The sequence below is a fragment of the Epibacterium sp. ABZ3_068 genome, from assembly GCF_056159265.1.
Genome location: NZ_JBSWUV010000001.1, coordinates 3839903 through 3855513, shown reverse-complemented (window position 1 = coordinate 3855513; position 15611 = coordinate 3839903). Strand labels below are relative to the sequence as shown.

The following is a 15611-nucleotide window of genomic DNA, read 5'->3' as shown; positions in this document are numbered from 1 at the left end:
CTTACGCGCCCCAGATGGCGGTCACGATGGTCGGTGCAGCCGCGATGCCTGCAATGGCGACCAACACCCAGAGGGCTTGGCGGAAGTCGAGAATGCCGAAGAGCCAGGAGAGGAACACGCCGATCAGGGCCAAGGTGCCGATCACAATGCCCAAGGGGCCGGTGATCGTGTCGACGATGCCCTGCAAAAGGTTCTGCACCGGCGAGAGGTCGATGCTTTGCGCGAGTGCGGGATTGGCAATCATCAAGCTGGCCAGAGCCAGCGACAGGATCGTGCGGAATTGAATGTGCATCAGGAGGCTCCAGTCAGTCGATCACGCACGGCAATGACGCGGCGCACGTGATTTTGGGTTTCTTGGTAGGGAGGGATGCCGCCAAAACGCGCGACCGCGTCGGGCCCTGCGTTGTAGGCGGCAAGCGCGAGTTCGGGCGTGCCAAACTGCGCCAACATCATCAGGAGGTAACGAGCAGAGCCATCGAGGTTGGCCTGCCAGTCATGCGGGTCAACGCCGAGCTGCGCGGCCGTCGCGGGCATCAACTGTCCCAGGCCGATCGCGCCTGCGGAACTGAGCGCATTCGGGCGGTAGGCACTTTCGATCTCAATATTGGCTTGGAAGAGGGCCTGCCATTCTGTCACCGACAGACCGGCGCGGCGCAACGCCGGGTGCCCGCCATAGCGATGCGCAGTGCTTTCAAGCGCTGCGAGGATTTCGGGGCGGGGAACTGCGCGGTCGGGTGCAGGAGGCGGACCTTCAGGCTCAGGCGCGGTAAAAACGATCAGCTCTGGCGGGTTGGCACCAATCCCGTCGACGTAGCTTTGTGCAAAACCTGATTGGGGGGCTTTAGATTCTAGCTGGCCATCGGCCCGCATGGAAAGAACGAAGCCTTCAGAATAGGCGGGTGCAGCAATGCATACTGCCAGGACGGCAAGTGTCTTAGCCCGCGTCGTCCAGCTTGTGAGAGGCGATTTTGCCTTCGAGCATAGGGATCGAGACGATCGAAACGCCAAGCCCGGCGAGGAAGCTGGATAAACCGTTAATTGTCTTGAATTCCCGAGCTGCCATGTTGTTTCGAGCAGTGACGAGCAGGCGGCGCGTCTCGCCATCTGGCGAGACGCAATGCACGGTCCAAACTCCGGACCACTGAGCACCTGTACGTTTGGGCGTAACCCGACACACAACATCCGCCGAATGACCCTCGGCAAGCAGCGTGCGCAGCCCGTCTTCACTGACAACATTGGGGGCGTCTTGCATCAAATTCATAGGATCGAGCCTTGCAGAATTATGCATTAGCCCGGCAGTCCCTCATGGACTACCGAACCGATACAATATTATAATCTTGCAATCAATGGGTGCATTTTGCGTTATTGCACCTTTCATGCGTTGAAACAAATTTACTGCAACGGAGTGACTGAGCCAAGATAATATGGCGCTTTTGAAACAAATATGGGCGGTTATGGTCGTTCTGAGCTGGGGTTCTGCCGCGATCGCGGGCAGTTGTGTGCCACCTACGCCGCCCTGGATACCAACGGAGCCCGCCTTAGCGGAGCGGTATGTAGAAATCCTGAAACGGGATGCGGAGACGTATTTCTCATCTGTAGAATATTACTTCAGATGCATTGATGATCAGCGGCGTCAAGTTTTTGAAGAGGCCCGTCTGATCAACGCGAAGTTTGTCCTTGTGCTTAGCGCAAGTTACGGCGCGCAGTAGCGTCTGGTTGACTGCGCGCCCAGTGCAGATCGGAACAAAATTCAGTGGTGAGGGGCTTGCCCAACGGCGATCTGCAAATGATGCGCTTGATGGTGTGCACCAATGGCCATCACGCCAAAGAAGCCAAGCCCAATTACCCTTGCCAGATCGGTCTCGGTGCTAACAGTGATACGCATAACCGCACTGGACGTGGTGGGTTCGACATCTATGTCCCACGTTGTTTCAGCCGCGAGCATCGGTGCGTGCGCCGCAGTCATGCGTTGAATAGCACCCAGCGTTTCGCCTTCGCCTGACACAGTGAAGGTCACGGTCATTCCGTTCGTTTCCGTGGTGGTCTTGGCTCTGGTCGTCACAAGGTCCATGTCCACTAGGTGACTTTGCAATGCGTCGATATTGACCTTGTTCCAATCTGTATCTGGATCATCGTCCAAGATCTGCACGATTTCGGAGAGGGCGGCGAAGGCTGATTGTCCGACCTCGGTTGGGCCATTTGATCCGTGATGCATGTGTTGAGCAAATACTGGAGAGGTTGCGAATGTGAGAAAGGCGCAAAGCATTGTTCTGAACATGGAAAGACCGTTTTTTTGTTGAGGTTCAGTCTTTGATAGATTGATCCCGCAAAATCAAATATGATTGAAATCATATGTTACCCGCGCCATTTGATCTTTTGAATGATGATGCACGCAAGTGTATGACCTTGGCAAAAGGCGATCACGTCTTTCATCAGGGTGATCAGACGCGTGGTCTGTTTTTTGTTGCTTCAGGGGCAATTTGTCTGACCAGACTGACCGAAGCAGGAGCGCTGGTGACCCTTCACAATGCCGTCGCTGGCGGCATGTTTGCGGAGGCATCGCTTTACTCCGATCACTACCATTGTGATGCAATAGCGGTTGCACCTTCGAGGGTTATTCGCGTGTCTAGGAGCGCTATTTTGCTGCGGCAGCGTGAGGACGCCGTCTTCTCAGAAGGGATCACAAGGCTTTTGGCCTCACAGGTGCAGGATTATCGTCAGCTCTTGACGCTCCATGCCGTGAAAACCGCGAATGAGCGGGTATTTCAGGCTGTCGCCAGTGGACGATTGAGGGGGTCAGTTACCCAGCTCGCGAGTCAAATAGGCCTCACCAAAGAGGCTTGCTATCGAGCGCTGAAGGAGCTGACGGATCAGGGCTTGCTGAGCAAAACCGGGCGCGGTGAATACGTTCTGCGCCAGCCATAGTTAGCACAGGCAATCCTGCGCGGACGGGTGTTAGCCCAGGATCCCCGGCCAATTACCGAGCCCTGCGGCAATGTTGCCGGGAATGTCTTGCCGCCATAACTCTTGCGCCCGCAGGCTCGCATTCAGGTAGAGCTTGCCTTCATATATCGTCCAGGCTTCAGGTATGGTCGGCGCAAGATATCCTCGCGATGCCGCAAAGGCGCAGTAGCCTCCGAACTCAGGAGCATAAGCTTCTGGGTTTGCCGCGAATTTGTCGGCGTTGCGCCGATTGGCAAAATGCCATTCAGCGCCGTTCCAGAGTTGCGCGTGCGCCGCTGCACCAGATACGGGCCTTTCCTGATCGAAGTAGCCAACTGGATCGACCGCATTTATCGCAATCGGATTTTGAAAGACCTCCGGTTCGCGCGCCAAGGCGACGGAAGGAAGCAGCACGATTGCGGCAGGTGTTGCAGTCAGAAGTCGGAGTGTTTTGCGGCGTGTCAGCATGGTGGGTGTTCCTTGTCCTTGCATCGTTTATACACTGGCAATCCGCGCATTTCAGCGTGCATGACCTGATTGTGAGCCAGCCGTGAACAGGCACAACACGGGTTAGTCATGAGGTGGATTCCGCGCGGCTTGGATGTCCTGAATGCGTTTCGGCCAGGTCGAGCGGATGTAGGCGAGAATGTCCCAAATCTCCTCATCCGTCAGTGTTTCACCGAAGCCCGGCATACCGCTGGCAAACCCCGTAACACCGCGTGCCTCAAGCGCAGCTGCCCCGCCCAGCTTTGTGTATTCAAACAAAAGTTGATTGTCGTGGTGCCAAGTATGCCCAGTTTGATCGTGCGGCGGTGCAGGCAATACGCCATTTTCATCCGGCGTTCGCCACTCAGGCTGCCCCTCGAGGTTTGCACCGTGGCATGCCGCGCATTGCTCTGCATAAAGGGCCTGCCCGTTTGCCAAATCACGGTTGTCCAACTCATGATCCGCGAAAGCTGCTGTTGCGGCAAAGCAGGAAATGGAGATCAGAAAATTCTTCATAACACGTCAACCCATGTCTTCATGCCACCGGCCTGATGGCTTAACATATGGCAGTGAAGCATCCATTTGCCGGGATTGTCGAACACGCAGAGGATATCTTGCGTCTCACCGGCCTGTACCAGGCTCGTGTCTCGCAAATCCCCAAGGCTGCCGTCCCTTTGGATCTCGTAAAAATGATGCCCGTGCAGGTGAATGCCATGCGGGAAGCTCGTGTCATTCACCAATCGGATCCGCACGGTCTCGCCGCGCTGGAAACGGCCAAAAGGTGCGGATTGCAGGTCAGAGAGGTCGTTGAAGGCCCAGATATTGTCACCGCCATGTCTACCGCCCATGGCTCCACCCTGCATGGCCAAAGTCAGCTCTTGCGTGACCTCGCCGGGGCGCGGAACATCGTTTGACGGCAGCGCGGGGATTTCGCTGCTGCGGGGCTCCACGTCGCCTTCAGTCGCCAACTGCCCGAGTGAATAATTCCCGCTTCGGGTCGCCATGAAAATCTCCATCGTGCCTTCGACATCTGCGATGACGTCAACGCGCTGCGCCGGTGCCAATTCGATGGTCTCAAATTCCCTTGGCTGTCCGAGAGGCATGCCGTCAAAGGCAACAATCCTGCCCTTAAGCCCTGTCAAAGTGAGCGGGAAAACTCTGTCGGCGGCGGCGTTGATCATCCGAAGGCGGATGCGCGCGCCTTTCTTCAAAAGCAGGTCAGGCAAAAACGCACGCGCGAAATTCCCCATTCGCCCCGCATGAGCGACGTCATGCATCGTGGCGAAATCGTCAGTCAGTTGGCCGGTTTTATCCAGTCGCCAATCTGCCAGAATGGCCGTGATGTCATGATCCACGTCCGGCGGGTTGGCCTCTTCTACGATCAACGGCCCCATGAGGCCACGTGCAACCTGTTCGTGCGACAGGTAGTGCGAGTGATACCAGAATGTGCCTGCATCGGGGGGCGTGAATTGATAGGTATGTGTGCTGCCCGGATTAACAATGTCCTGCGTTAGGATCGGCACACCGTCCATCGCGTTTTGCAAGCGTATGCCGTGCCAATGCACCGCCGTGCCTTCATCAAGCTTATTGTGCAAAAGCACGTCTAGGCGCTGGCCTTGCTGCACCCTGATTTCCGGCCCCGGCAATCCGCCATTAAAGCCGAAGGCGCGCGTCGCAGAATATTCTCCGGCGGGCAGTATCTGCGCCTCCACCGCTTCTGCAAAAAGGTCAAACTGGCTCCCTGCGCTCGAAACATTGGGGAGGAGCGCTGCTGCACTCGCGGTCAAAAGAAAGTCTCGTCTGTTCATAACGTGTCTCAGTTCGGCAGTGTCAGTACGCTGGTCAGTGCTGCTGTCGTCGCATGCACCGCCAAGATAACTGCTGTTTCTATTTGAATGGATCGTGCCAGATGGCGCGCCGCAGCTGTGTTTCCAGCTTGCATCGCGGGCACGAAGCGAAGTTTGTTTGCCGCAGCGAGCGTCAGGACCACAGCGACGAAAGCAAGTTTTGCAAGGAGAGCCTGACCATACCCCGAGCCGAACAAAGCCGACGGGGTGCCAGTCAACACCCAGCCCATGATAAGCCCTGCGATGATGAGAGCAGGCACAATGATCGTCGCTGCTATGCCAAATTGATGCCCGAGCTGTGCCGCTTGGTTCAACCGATCGTCCCTGCGTGACAGATGATGCAAAGGTGGCAAGACACCGATCCAGAAGGCAACGCCAGCAAGGTGCAGCAACAGAAGAAGACGCAGGCCCAATTGCCCCTTGTCCGGTATGTGACCGATCTGGGCAAACGACCAAAGCAGCAGTAAGGCACCGACAGGTGCGAGCCATTGTCCAATGCGGAGCCCCGCGCGCGATATCAACACCCCGGCAATGATCATGGCGGCCCCTGACACACGATACAAAAGCGCGTCGCCAACTGGGGTCTGCCACAATAGGCCCAAGATTTCGGGGTCTGTCATGCCATCTGAGCCTCCGGTCAGCGCGGCACCGCGTAGCATGAAACCCAGAAGAGAGGCCGCCAGCGCAAGCACCGCGAGAGCAATCGACTGGTTGTGCATCCGCTTGGTCAGAGCGTCCGTCGTACTAGCAAATGCCAGCTGAGCGATCACCAATCCGGCCGCGCCTAGGGCTCCGATATACAACAGCAGTTTCGCCAGAATTGCGGCCTGACCCCAAATATCCGGCATGCTCATTCTACCGTGAACGAGAATTCGCCCTGCATCGCATGGCCGTCGATCCCAAGCCCGCGCCATTCGATGCGATAGATGCCAGCCCCCATGCCTTCCAGAGGAAGCGTAAAGGATCGATCAAAGCTCTTCTGGTCACCGAGATCGAGTTGCACAGACGGGTGATCCGCATGGGTCATCTTCACCCGCGTCAGGCGAATATCATTGACGAAACTGAAACTGATATCGGCGGGGACGTCCGCAATCACAGCGCCATTTTCAGGCGTGGTCGTGTCGACACGGGAGTGGGCAAACGCACCAGACGCAAGAGATGCGAGCAAAACAAAAAGGGCAAAGTGTTTCATGGTCGTATTCCTTAGTTAATCCCGTTGGCGCGTTGGATGGCGCGAATGTAATCGATCACCATGGCGACGTCGCCACGCGTGAGGCCTTCGACCGGCGGCATATCTCCAAACCGCCAATGGTGGGCGCGAACGCCATTGGCAACAGCGCGTTGAAAGCTTTCGTCGCCATGATGACTGGGTTCATAGATTTTGTGAATGAGCGGTGGTCCGGCCTCTGCGTTGCCACCCCCCTGCGCGCCATGACAGGCCGCACAGATGCTTTCAAAGATGTTCTGGCCGATCGCCGCATTGCCGCTGATCTGAGGCATGGTGATCGCCACCATAGCCGTATCGGTGGCCGTGACTGTTGCAGTTTGGGTGGCTGGATCGCCTTGAGTGACGTCCTGCGGTGGTTCTGAGCGAAGGAAGCCAAAGACGGCGATTACGGCAGCGGCGCTCGCGCCAAGGAATAGATATTTCGTGTTCACGTAGATGTCCTAACATGCTGATAGAGGTGCCGATCGCCCCAGAGGGCGCGACAGGTCACGCTTTGCCCGAATGCTTCGGGCAAAACTCGATAGGCGTGATCAGCTATTAGGTGGTCGTTCGGGAGTGCGGGGCCTGTTCACAGCAGCAAACTGGCCGATCTGTCCCCATGAGGTCGAGCGAAGTCCGATTGGGTGATCCAGTGTCGGGAAATCGGACAAAGTTACCGCTTGGCAAAATATCTGGTCGCAACATTCGTGTGCCACCTGATCGTTTTCAGAGACGTCATGTGAGTGGTGCGTGGCGCTGGCAACATCGCTTGGCGCATGTTCGTGGCAATGCTCGCCAATGCAATCCGGGGTTCCCGCATGCGCAGCGCTCTCGATCATGTTCCCGATCAAGAGCATGCCAATCAAAGCGATTGCGATTATGCCACGAATAATTTTCACTTCAAAAGCCTAGCCCAAGAGGTTGAATGTTACAACTGCGACAGGTGTTCACAGTTTCGCCAACATCCAAACGGCCATTCCAACCATCATCAGGTTTTCAGTGAGTGAGATGAACCCAAGCGGCACCTTGCTGTCACCGCCAACACAGGCGCATTTAAGCTCGCGTTTGTCGATATAAACGGCCTTGAAGACGCTGACCGCGCCGATGCCCGCGACAATCAGGGCCGCCGGGGCCGACACCCATGTCAGAACGCCCGCCGTCATCAAAAGCCCCGCACCTGTTTCGACAAAGGGGTAGATATATCCGTAGCGTACCCAGCGTTGCGCAAGCAGATCGTAATTCAAAAACATCGTCGCAAAGCGCTCAACATCTTGCAATTTTTGCAGCCCGAGAAGGACCATGGAGATCGAGATGAAGAGCTCAATCGTTCGGCCTGCGAAGGCGGTTCCAAGGCTCAGCCAGGTAACGACGATGGCCAGCAGGGCGGCGATGGAAAACAATGCGATGACCGGCTGGTAGGTCGTGCCGTCTTTTGCTTTGGCAGGTTTTCCAAGATGCGTGCTGAGATCATCGAACCCGCCGATACGTTCGTCGCCAATAAAAATCTGCGGTGTCGTCTTTACCCCGTGTTGCGCCTTAAAGGCATCGACCTCTTCACGGCTCTTGAGGTGTCGGTCATCGACGACAAAGCCGTTGCGCTCCAGAAGGTCTTTTGCCTTCAGTCCGTAGGGGCACATGTGGTCGGTCATCACCATTCTGTAGAGCGTTGCATGTTTTTGTGTGGTGTCTTTAGGCATTGGCTGCATCCTCGAGAAATCCGCGAAAGGCGGTCTTGTAATTGCGTCAATGCAAACCTAATCTTTCCAGTTACTGGAAGGTCAAGGAGAGTCGTGATGAATATTTCATCTGCCGCGAAGGCCGCTGGATTGCCTGTGAAAACAGTGCGTTACTATGCCGACATTGGCTTGGTTGATGCGCCTTCACGGTCTGAAGCGGGTTACAGAACCTATGACGATGCCTCGGTGCGAAAGCTGGCCTTTGTTCGAAGGTCTCGGGAATTTGGCTTTAGCATTGAGGAGTGCCGCGAACTCTTGAGCCTCTACCAAGACAGGGATCGTACGAGCGCCGAAGTGAAACGAATTGCTTCAAAAAAGCTGCAGGACATTGAAGAGAAACAGAGGGAGCTCCAATCACTCCATGATGAGCTCGAGCACCTTGTAAAGTCATGTCGAGGCGATCAGCGGCCGGATTGCCCAATCATTGACTATTTGGGTTAAGGTCGAGATTTTTCGTAATCACAAACCTAATCTCAGTATTCGCATGGATTGCAGTTTATTGGCGTCATTTTGGAGTTATGCTGCTTCAATCTGACCTCAGAGAATGATCCTGCTCGCACAGATCGTGATTGGCCAAGGACGCCAGTACATAGCAGTCCTCTGTGACCCCTTCACCGTCGCACCCCTTTGAAATTCGCGTAAGCTCCTTCTCGAGAGCCCGGAGACGTTTGATCTTAGCTCTGACATCTGAAAGTTGCGAGGTGGCGATGTCATTTGCCGCCTGACACGATCGATCCGGGTGGCCCTGAAGCTCGATCAATTCAGATATGGCTTCAATTGTGAAACCAAGATCCCGCGCGTGTTTTATGAAGCTCAAGCGCTCTAAACCTTTAGCGTCATATCTGCGTTGATTGCCTTCCGTCCGTTCCGGAGCGTTCAAGAGCCCTTGCTCCTCGTAATAACGGATCGTCGGAACCTTGACCTTGGTACGTTTTGAAAGCTCTCCGATAGAAAACATGAAATTACCTCTTGAACCTCTAGTCACTAGAGATTGTATATGAGGTGGGACGAAGAAACTAGAGTGCATTCCATGTCCCAGAAATACCTCGCAGTAACCGCCATCCTCGATTTTCGATCCGGTAGCATTCAAGCCTTGATTGCTGAAAGGGGCTGGTCTTCCCTCGAACCCAAGGCGCGAATTGGCGCGGCCTACGATTTCGTGCGCAACGAAATCCTGTTCGGCTATAACAGTGACGATGCGCTGCCAGCCTCTCACGTGCTGGCTGACGGATACGGCCAATGCAACACCAAGGGAACGCTCCTGATGGCGCTGCTGCGCGCTTTGGATATTCCCTGCCGTTTCCACGGTTTCACCATCGACAAGGGATTGCAGCGCGGTGTTGTGCCGGAGCTGGTTTATCCGCTTGCGCCAAGTAACATCATCCATTCCTGGGTCGAGATCTTGATTGATGGCACCTGGATCAATCTTGAAGGCTTCATCCTCGATCGAGATGTTCTGAGCGCGCTTCAAAAAACTTTTCCGGGGCGAACGTCGCTATGCGCCTATGGCGCGGGAACGGACTGTCTGCAAGCACCCCCTGTAGAGTGGGTTGGCACAAGCACCTACATCCAGAAGACAGGTATCAATCACGACTTCGGTGTGTTCGACAGCCCTGATGACTTTTTTGCGAAACATCGCCAGCTTTCGGGATTGCGTGGACTCCTTTATCGCCTGATCGTCCGGCATTGGATGAACCGGCGCGTTGCGCGGATCAGGCAAGGCCATGTGCCTGACATCCCCGGTGGCGAAAGCAGTCTTGTTCCCGCCCAAGAGCTTATCGAATTGAAGGAGGGTGTGTGATGTCAGGATGTTGCGGACATGACGCCAAGTTCGAAGGCGTCTCAGACGACTACAAGCGGCGGCTTTGGATTGTCATTGCGCTGAATGCGACCATGTTCGGTGTCGAGATGACTGCCGGTCACGTCGCAAAGTCCCAGGCGCTTCAGGCCGATGCTCTAGATTTTTTAGGGGACGCGTTGACCTACGGTATCTCTCTTGCCGTGATCGGTGCTTCGATCCGAGCACGCACCAATGCAGCGCTGGCAAAGGGGTTGAGTTTACTTCTGATGGGGCTGTGGGTGTTCGGGGCGACCGTCTACCGCGTTTTTTATGTCGGTGTCCCTGAAGCGGAAATCATGGGGCTTGTCGGGTTCTTTGCATTGCTCACCAATCTCGCAAGCGTCCTGCTGCTTGTGAGGTACAAGGATGGAGACGCCAATGTGCGCTCTGTTTGGCTCTGCTCCCGCAATGACGCCATCGGCAACGTGGCCGTCATGTTCGCGGCTTTGGGGGTTTGGGGCACGGCGACCGGCTGGCCAGACCTGATCGTCGCAACCATCATGGCTGGCCTGTTTTTGTCGTCTTCATTTCAAATTGTGCGACAGGCTTTGGCGGAGCGCCGCGAAGTCGACAGGCTCGGGCACGCAGAAACATGATCGAGACCGCTTTGACCATCGTGGGATTGGGGATCTCGGCCGCAACGCTCGCTGCGATCCTGTGGTCCATCGCGCGGCCCACGCAGCGGCTATGGCCTCCCGCCAGATATTCGTCCTTAACCCCGATTTTGGTATGGGTGCCGACTTTTTCGCTCTTTGGCGCATTGTTGGCTCTGGGGATTTTGGGATGGGGCGACCTCGCGCTGCCGCAATGGCTCCGGTATGGCGTAGGCATACCGCTGATCGTCATTGGGAACGTCGTGGTCTGGAGTGCCGTAGCAGGCTTTGGCATTCACAAGACTGGCGGTGCGACCGGCGGTTTGCAAACGAGCGGTTTGTACCGTTTCTCGCGCAACCCTCAGTATGTTGCTGACATTGGAATGATACTTGGCTGGATGATGCTTTCAGCCGCGCCGCTGGCTTTTCTCGTGGGTGTTTCGGCCATCATTGTTCTAGTTGCTGCTCCTTTTTCCGAAGAGCCATGGCTGCGCGCGCACTACGGCAGTGACTTCGATAGATACGCCAATCGCGTGCGTCGCTTTTTGTGAAGAAGCCGACCTTAGCCAACCCTCAGCACATGCTAGATCTGTACTCCGTCCGTCCGTTAGCTGCGTTCTACGCCAAGGTCTGGTTCAGCGGGATGATCTGAGCGATGTGGTGTTTTAGGATGGCAGTCATCGTACAACGCTGCCTGCGTCTCGCCGTTATCCCACTGATATAGAACGCCGATTTCTTCACCTGTTTTGATGCACGAAATGCGGCCGATGGCTTCGGCCGTTGTGCGAACATTTTCAAGTTTGGGCAAACCTAGCCCCTTTTACTAAGTAACTCTTGTGGATCGACGTCAAATGCGACCGCAATCTTTTCAAGAATATCCACCGATGCCGCAGAGTGAGCGAGTTCAAGCTCGCTGATGTAGCTGCGGTCAATACCTGCCGTATGCGCCAAGTCTTCTTGGCTCATTCTTTTGGAACTTCTTAGATTCCGGATGTTTAGCCCTATGCGTTCCCTCAAATTCATGGCCTGTCTTCGGCCAAACAACGAGGCTCACTCTACGGAATATATTCCACAAAACGCGCGAGAGCTGTCCTCGGCGGTTGCCCGCATATGGTGTGAAAGCTGAAAATGAGAGAATGTTGCAATACTATCCTTATGCTAACAAAAGGAGTTGTGGGGCATGTCCCATAAGTTGTTGAAAAGCTGGTGCTGTGGATTGACCGTGGCTGTCTTAGCAAGCTGGGTTCCGCAGACCGCGAAAGCCTATCAGGTTGACTGCGCCATTCTGCTTTGCCTGGCTGGTGGGTGGCCCGCGTCAGCAGAATGTGCCCATGCCCGCGCTGTGTTTATCCGTCGGATCACGCCTTGGCCGATTGAGCCGCCGTTGCAAATTTGGCGCTGCCCGATGGGTGTTTCTAAGCGCGCGCCTTTGCAAAGCAGGGCCCCGAAAATCTGGGAGGCCAGCGACCAATCAGGTCGGACGCTTGGTCAGGTCATTCTGGCGCAAGTGGTCGAAGGTGGTGCCGATATAGACATTAGTGGTCTGGAATTCGATTTCGTGCGCTCGATCCGTGTCTGGGATGTTCGGCACTACAGTCATCGCGAACGCGGTCGCGACGATGATTGCTCTGAGAGTTATAACATGCGCCTCGGGACCTACGGCACGCAGGGAGAATTCGGTTGGCATCGCACGACTCCAGCGGCCGCCCCGCAATGGGTGCTGCCGTCGCGACGCTGTTCGTCATCAAACTGGCGGCGTGGAGTCGGTGTCGAATGGGAAGATCACGAGGGCAACCACGGATATGAGTGGGTGACCTACTAAGGCTATTCGCCGATGTCCTTCATACGTTCCGCGATATCGCCCGCAATGCGCTCATACAGGGCGGCTTGCTTATCTCTGGGAGTTCCGGGCTTCGGGTTCCTTCGGCGGATGCGTTTGGCAAGCCAGAAGAGCAACCTCGCGGCGGGGTCATCCAGTTTTTCCGGTACAGGAACTGGATAGTTTTCTTCGAGGAGGGCGACGACCTCAGCATTCATGCTGCGATGGTTGGCCTCGGCCGCGAGGCGTATTCGATCGCGCAGGCCGTCGGGTAGCCGCACGATGAATTTGTCCTGATTCTGAGAGCTTTGTTCTGGCATAGTGGCACTGTGCCATAAAAAGCGATTGACGCAATAGTGGCTAAGTGCCACTAACGGGGTGTGATTTCAACCTGGAGGCGTTTCATGAACAGTCGTAAACCAATGCAACTTCGGCTTCCGCAAGAGCTCAAAGAGTGGATCAAGGCGGAGTCTGATCGCAATGGAAATTCCCAAAATTCGGAAGTGATTCGCGCCATTCGCGCGGCGAAAGACAGGCGGTCCACGTTCGGATCAGTTGGAAATATAACTATAGATCAGAGTGATAACGCGCGTTGTTAACAAGTAAGAGAGGTGCCGATACGATGACTAAAGCAAGTATACAGACAAAAGCGAAACAGGCAGCCTCCGCCTTCATCCGCGAGGCGCGGGAGGCAGGTTGGCAGCGCGCAAAATTTGAGATCAAGCCTGATGGCAGTGTCATCGTCGATGCCAACATGGTCGCGCCAGAGGCGGCAGACGACTTTCTCAACAGTGACCTGAGAATGGGCGAATGACTCGCAAAAGCTTGCCCAAATACGTCTACAATGACCGGGGGTATCTCCGGTTTATCCGGCGTTCACGCGGTATCTCGGTCATGATGCACGAGGAAGCGGGCACCCCGGAATTTTGGGAACACTACAATCGCCTGCTGAAGGGGAAGCCAGCGCCAGCGCCGGTGAAGCGAAATTTTGAGGCGTTGATTCTCAGTTACTACGAGAGCGACGCCTATAAGAAACTGAAGCCTCGGACGAGATCCGATTATCGGCGGTACATCAGCCACATTCGTGAGATCTGGGCCGACAAAGACCCGGCCAGGATTGAAACCCATCACATCTATGAATTGCACCGCGCAAATGCGGATCATTGGCGGCAAGCCAACTATCTTGTTCAGGTCATGGTCGTATTGATGAACCACGCACGATTGATTGGCTTCATCAAGAAGGAGCACGGCAATCCGGCGAAAGGCATTCCGCTATTCAAGCAGCAGAGCGACGGCTGGGAGCCGTGGCCAGATGATGTTCGGGCTGAGTTCGAAGCGCTGGCTTCAAAGAGGGCGCGGCTGGTTTACGAGCTTTGCGTTGGTACAGGCCAACGAATTGGCGATGTCGTGAAGATGAAATGGGAGCACTTTTCCGATGAAGGTTTCGATTTTACGCAAGGCAAAACCGACAAACCGCTGTGGATCCCGTTAACCGACCGCTTGAAAGTCCATCTCGACGGGCTCGCACGAACGGACGGCACTGTTGTGGCCGACGCCAAGGGTCGACCAGTGAGCTACCGGATCGTTGCGGAGGAAATGCGCACCATCAAAAAGAAGATGAAGCACAAGAAGGCGAGCTACTACAAAACGCACGGGCTGAGGAAAAATGCGACGATCGAGCTCTATCTGGCTGGATGTGATGACGAGATGGTCAAGGCTGTCACCGGTCACTCAGGCGTCGAGATGCTGAAAAAATACGGTGGGCCGATCCGGCAAAGGGAGCTCGCGAAGCGCGCTCAAGAGGCAAGAAATCAAATGGAACGAAGCAAGACCGAAACGTGAAAGTTTCAACGGTTGTTTCAAAAATGGCAGTGAAGGAGAGTGAGGATGACGCAAGTCATTGATTTTATTGGAGGCGAGTACCGGAATCGAACCGGTGTACACGGATTTGCAATCCGCTGCGTCACCACTCCGCCAACTCGCCTTACCGGTGGTGTGATGCGTGATTAACCACATGCGCCGGTGGGGTGCAAGAGGGGTTTTTTGACTTTATTTGAGAAAGCTCGATTTTCTTTACTGATAGATGGGCTTAGCCGAGGGCCGCTCGTTCAAGCGCCTGGGCGATCAATCGGGCCGCACCTGGCAGAGCTCCAATCACGGGAAGGGTCTTTCCTGCAAACTTGGCCTTTTTCAGCGCGTCGGGGACGTCATCGCGTACGTGATCTCCGGCCTGGGCGAAGAAGGGAAGGCAAATGCTTTCTTTGGGAAGTAAAGCGGCCGCGGCGTGGATACTAGGGGCTTGCTCGACAAAACCGCAGCTAATGCGGGGGCCGGGGAGGGCCTGCGCAAGCGCTTTTGCAAAAATGAACGCTGCTGCGGCGGCATAGGGGCCGCGGGCGGATCCATGAGCGGCCAACAGAATATTCATGTCCCTCATTGCCCAGCCCTGAGCCAGGGCTTCGGTACGCATGGCTTTGGCGGCCAATGGCGCAAGACCTGTGTCCAGACCAAAAGGTGAGGTTATCTTGACGCGGCGACCGTCCAGCCGCTTTGGTAAAACTTTTGTGGTGAAATAGCCCTTGGACATGAAAAACGGATAGACCACGGCACCGTCTTCTACTTGCTGTTCTAATCGGCCCGGAGAGGACAGCGTAGCAGATCGAATGTCCCAGTTCGGTAGGCACTCAGCCACCTGCGATGCGAGGTCAGCGAGGGCAGATTCGGGTGCTTCAGGGGCCGAGGGTTGTCCGTGAGCGGTCAAAATAGCAATTGGCACGTTTACGATCCTTGATTGCGCGAATTGCGTGAACCGCACCTGAACGCGGGCCACGATCCGCCGTATGTGGCAAGTCGGCCGTCCGGTTGCAACGCTTGCTCTCCCTGTGTTTCCGGGGCGTGGATCATAAAAATGCGCAGAGCAGAAAAAACAGGCAAATTAGTTGGTTGACCTTCGTCAAAGCTTCACATACATCACAGCCACATCAGAGCGGGTATGGTGAAATGGTATCATAAGAGCCTTCCAAGCTTAAGGTGCGGGTTCGATTCCCGCTACCCGCTCCAAGATTTTCTCATACGAAATTTCATGTCCGAAACCGTGGCAGGCTACGTTGATTTGACGCAGATGCTACGCCAAAGGTCGT

At 55.4% G+C, this 15611-nt stretch carries 25 protein-coding genes and 2 tRNA genes; 10 read left to right on the top strand and 17 right to left on the bottom strand.

The features are described 5' to 3' along the window. Position 1 precedes the first annotated feature (1 nt). The 4 genes from ACXAEW_RS18625 to ACXAEW_RS18610 form a co-directional block, all read right to left on the bottom strand. Positions 2-292, bottom strand: coding sequence for a TrbC/VirB2 family type IV secretion system protein (locus tag ACXAEW_RS18625; RefSeq protein ID WP_114885057.1), 291 nt, complete (start codon positions 290-292; stop codon positions 2-4). Next, on the bottom strand, positions 292-870 hold the full coding sequence (locus ACXAEW_RS18620; protein WP_474942755.1) for a lytic transglycosylase domain-containing protein: 579 nt from the start codon (positions 868-870) through the stop codon (positions 292-294). Before ACXAEW_RS18620 ends, ACXAEW_RS18625 begins: the two co-directional genes overlap by 1 nt. A gap of 64 nt (positions 871-934) precedes the next feature. After that, the gene (locus tag ACXAEW_RS18615; protein WP_050673810.1) at positions 935-1261 is read right to left on the bottom strand and encodes a hypothetical protein; all 327 of its coding nucleotides are present in this window, start codon (positions 1259-1261) and stop codon (positions 935-937) included. 489 nt (positions 1262-1750) lie between these two features. After that, on the bottom strand, positions 1751-2215 hold the full coding sequence (locus tag ACXAEW_RS18610; RefSeq protein ID WP_474942754.1) for a hypothetical protein: 465 nt from the start codon (positions 2213-2215) through the stop codon (positions 1751-1753). 185 nt (positions 2216-2400) lie between these two features. Here ACXAEW_RS18610 and ACXAEW_RS18605 point away from each other — a divergent pair, with 185 nt between their 5' ends. Beyond that, positions 2401-2925: a Crp/Fnr family transcriptional regulator gene (locus ACXAEW_RS18605; RefSeq protein WP_474942753.1), complete on the top strand. Its 525-nt coding sequence runs from the start codon at positions 2401-2403 to the stop codon at positions 2923-2925. A gap of 30 nt (positions 2926-2955) precedes the next feature. Here the strand turns inward: ACXAEW_RS18605 and ACXAEW_RS18600 are convergent, their stop codons facing one another. From ACXAEW_RS18600 to ACXAEW_RS18570, 7 genes are all read right to left on the bottom strand, one after another. Beyond that, positions 2956-3411, bottom strand: coding sequence for a YHS domain-containing (seleno)protein (locus ACXAEW_RS18600; RefSeq protein ID WP_474942752.1), 456 nt, complete (start codon positions 3409-3411; stop codon positions 2956-2958). Between the two features lie 102 nt (positions 3412-3513). Further along, complete coding sequence (locus tag ACXAEW_RS18595; RefSeq protein ID WP_474942751.1) at positions 3514-3945, bottom strand: c-type cytochrome; 432 nt, start codon at positions 3943-3945, stop codon at positions 3514-3516. Next, on the bottom strand, positions 3942-5237 hold the full coding sequence (locus tag ACXAEW_RS18590) for a multicopper oxidase family protein (RefSeq protein ID WP_474942750.1): 1296 nt from the start codon (positions 5235-5237) through the stop codon (positions 3942-3944). Before ACXAEW_RS18590 ends, ACXAEW_RS18595 begins: the two co-directional genes overlap by 4 nt. Positions 5238-5245: 8 nt before the next feature. Further along, on the bottom strand, positions 5246-6124 hold the full coding sequence (locus ACXAEW_RS18585) for a copper resistance D family protein (protein ID WP_474942749.1): 879 nt from the start codon (positions 6122-6124) through the stop codon (positions 5246-5248). A 2-nt stretch (positions 6125-6126) separates the two neighbouring features. Further along, positions 6127-6468, bottom strand: coding sequence for a copper resistance CopC family protein (locus tag ACXAEW_RS18580; protein WP_474942748.1), 342 nt, complete (start codon positions 6466-6468; stop codon positions 6127-6129). A gap of 11 nt (positions 6469-6479) precedes the next feature. Then, positions 6480-6935 carry a c-type cytochrome gene (locus tag ACXAEW_RS18575; protein WP_474942747.1) on the bottom strand — a complete coding sequence of 152 codons (456 nt, stop codon included), beginning with the start codon at positions 6933-6935 and terminating at the stop codon, positions 6480-6482. Between the two features lie 495 nt (positions 6936-7430). Continuing rightward, positions 7431-8180, bottom strand: coding sequence for a MauE/DoxX family redox-associated membrane protein (locus ACXAEW_RS18570; RefSeq protein WP_474942746.1), 750 nt, complete (start codon positions 8178-8180; stop codon positions 7431-7433). Between the two features lie 96 nt (positions 8181-8276). On the opposite strand from ACXAEW_RS18570, the gene cueR reads away from it, so the two are divergent. Continuing rightward, entirely contained in the window at positions 8277-8660 is a 384-nt protein-coding gene (gene cueR / locus ACXAEW_RS18565; protein ID WP_474942745.1) for a Cu(I)-responsive transcriptional regulator, read from the top strand. Positions 8661-8745: 85 nt separating this feature from the next. Here the strand turns inward: cueR and ACXAEW_RS18560 are convergent, their stop codons facing one another. Further along, positions 8746-9177 (bottom strand): MerR family transcriptional regulator, encoded by a 432-nt coding sequence (locus tag ACXAEW_RS18560; protein WP_259937980.1) that lies wholly within the window; start codon positions 9175-9177, stop codon positions 8746-8748. Positions 9178-9249: 72 nt separating this feature from the next. Between ACXAEW_RS18560 and ACXAEW_RS18555 the strand changes: the two genes are divergently transcribed. From ACXAEW_RS18555 to ACXAEW_RS18545, 3 genes are read left to right on the top strand one after another with little or no spacing between them, the layout of a single operon-like run. Beyond that, a complete protein-coding gene (locus ACXAEW_RS18555) occupies positions 9250-10020 on the top strand; it encodes a transglutaminase-like domain-containing protein (RefSeq protein WP_474942744.1) in 771 nt (256 codons plus the stop codon). Further along, positions 10020-10655, top strand: coding sequence for a cation efflux transmembrane domain-containing protein (locus ACXAEW_RS18550; RefSeq protein ID WP_474942743.1), 636 nt, complete (start codon positions 10020-10022; stop codon positions 10653-10655). Before ACXAEW_RS18555 ends, ACXAEW_RS18550 begins: the two co-directional genes overlap by 1 nt. Next, positions 10652-11203: a methyltransferase family protein gene (locus tag ACXAEW_RS18545; RefSeq protein ID WP_474942742.1), complete on the top strand. Its 552-nt coding sequence runs from the start codon at positions 10652-10654 to the stop codon at positions 11201-11203. The genes ACXAEW_RS18550 and ACXAEW_RS18545 overlap by 4 nt, the downstream gene beginning before the upstream one ends. Positions 11204-11259: 56 nt before the next feature. Here the strand turns inward: ACXAEW_RS18545 and ACXAEW_RS18540 are convergent, their stop codons facing one another. Continuing rightward, on the bottom strand, positions 11260-11460 hold the full coding sequence (locus tag ACXAEW_RS18540) for a hypothetical protein (protein WP_259937974.1): 201 nt from the start codon (positions 11458-11460) through the stop codon (positions 11260-11262). A gap of 2 nt (positions 11461-11462) precedes the next feature. Next, entirely contained in the window at positions 11463-11675 is a 213-nt protein-coding gene (locus ACXAEW_RS18535; RefSeq protein WP_259937972.1) for a helix-turn-helix domain-containing protein, read from the bottom strand. A 157-nt stretch (positions 11676-11832) separates the two neighbouring features. On the opposite strand from ACXAEW_RS18535, the gene ACXAEW_RS18530 reads away from it, so the two are divergent. Beyond that, a complete protein-coding gene (locus ACXAEW_RS18530; RefSeq protein ID WP_474942741.1) occupies positions 11833-12474 on the top strand; it encodes a hypothetical protein in 642 nt (213 codons plus the stop codon). A gap of 2 nt (positions 12475-12476) precedes the next feature. Here the strand turns inward: ACXAEW_RS18530 and ACXAEW_RS18525 are convergent, their stop codons facing one another. Continuing rightward, positions 12477-12791 (bottom strand): Arc family DNA-binding protein, encoded by a 315-nt coding sequence (locus tag ACXAEW_RS18525; protein WP_259937969.1) that lies wholly within the window; start codon positions 12789-12791, stop codon positions 12477-12479. Positions 12792-12875: 84 nt separating this feature from the next. Here ACXAEW_RS18525 and ACXAEW_RS18520 point away from each other — a divergent pair, with 84 nt between their 5' ends. The 3 genes from ACXAEW_RS18520 to ACXAEW_RS18510 are packed head-to-tail and all read left to right on the top strand — an operon-like array spanning position 12876 to position 14313. Continuing rightward, on the top strand, positions 12876-13070 hold the full coding sequence (locus ACXAEW_RS18520; RefSeq protein WP_474942740.1) for an Arc family DNA-binding protein: 195 nt from the start codon (positions 12876-12878) through the stop codon (positions 13068-13070). Positions 13071-13093: 23 nt separating this feature from the next. After that, positions 13094-13285 carry a hypothetical protein gene (locus ACXAEW_RS18515; RefSeq protein WP_432691011.1) on the top strand — a complete coding sequence of 64 codons (192 nt, stop codon included), beginning with the start codon at positions 13094-13096 and terminating at the stop codon, positions 13283-13285. Next, positions 13282-14313: a site-specific integrase gene (locus tag ACXAEW_RS18510; protein ID WP_474942739.1), complete on the top strand. Its 1032-nt coding sequence runs from the start codon at positions 13282-13284 to the stop codon at positions 14311-14313. The genes ACXAEW_RS18515 and ACXAEW_RS18510 overlap by 4 nt, the downstream gene beginning before the upstream one ends. A 68-nt stretch (positions 14314-14381) precedes the next feature. Here ACXAEW_RS18510 and ACXAEW_RS18505 read toward each other — a convergent pair. Beyond that, positions 14382-14455, bottom strand: a tRNA-Cys gene (locus tag ACXAEW_RS18505). 105 nt (positions 14456-14560) lie between these two features. Continuing rightward, the gene (locus tag ACXAEW_RS18500) at positions 14561-15247 is read right to left on the bottom strand and encodes a CbiX/SirB N-terminal domain-containing protein (RefSeq protein ID WP_474942738.1); all 687 of its coding nucleotides are present in this window, start codon (positions 15245-15247) and stop codon (positions 14561-14563) included. Between the two features lie 210 nt (positions 15248-15457). Between ACXAEW_RS18500 and ACXAEW_RS18495 the strand changes: the two genes are divergently transcribed. Continuing rightward, a tRNA-Gly gene (locus ACXAEW_RS18495) sits at positions 15458-15531 on the top strand. Positions 15532-15611: the final 80 nt, after the last annotated feature.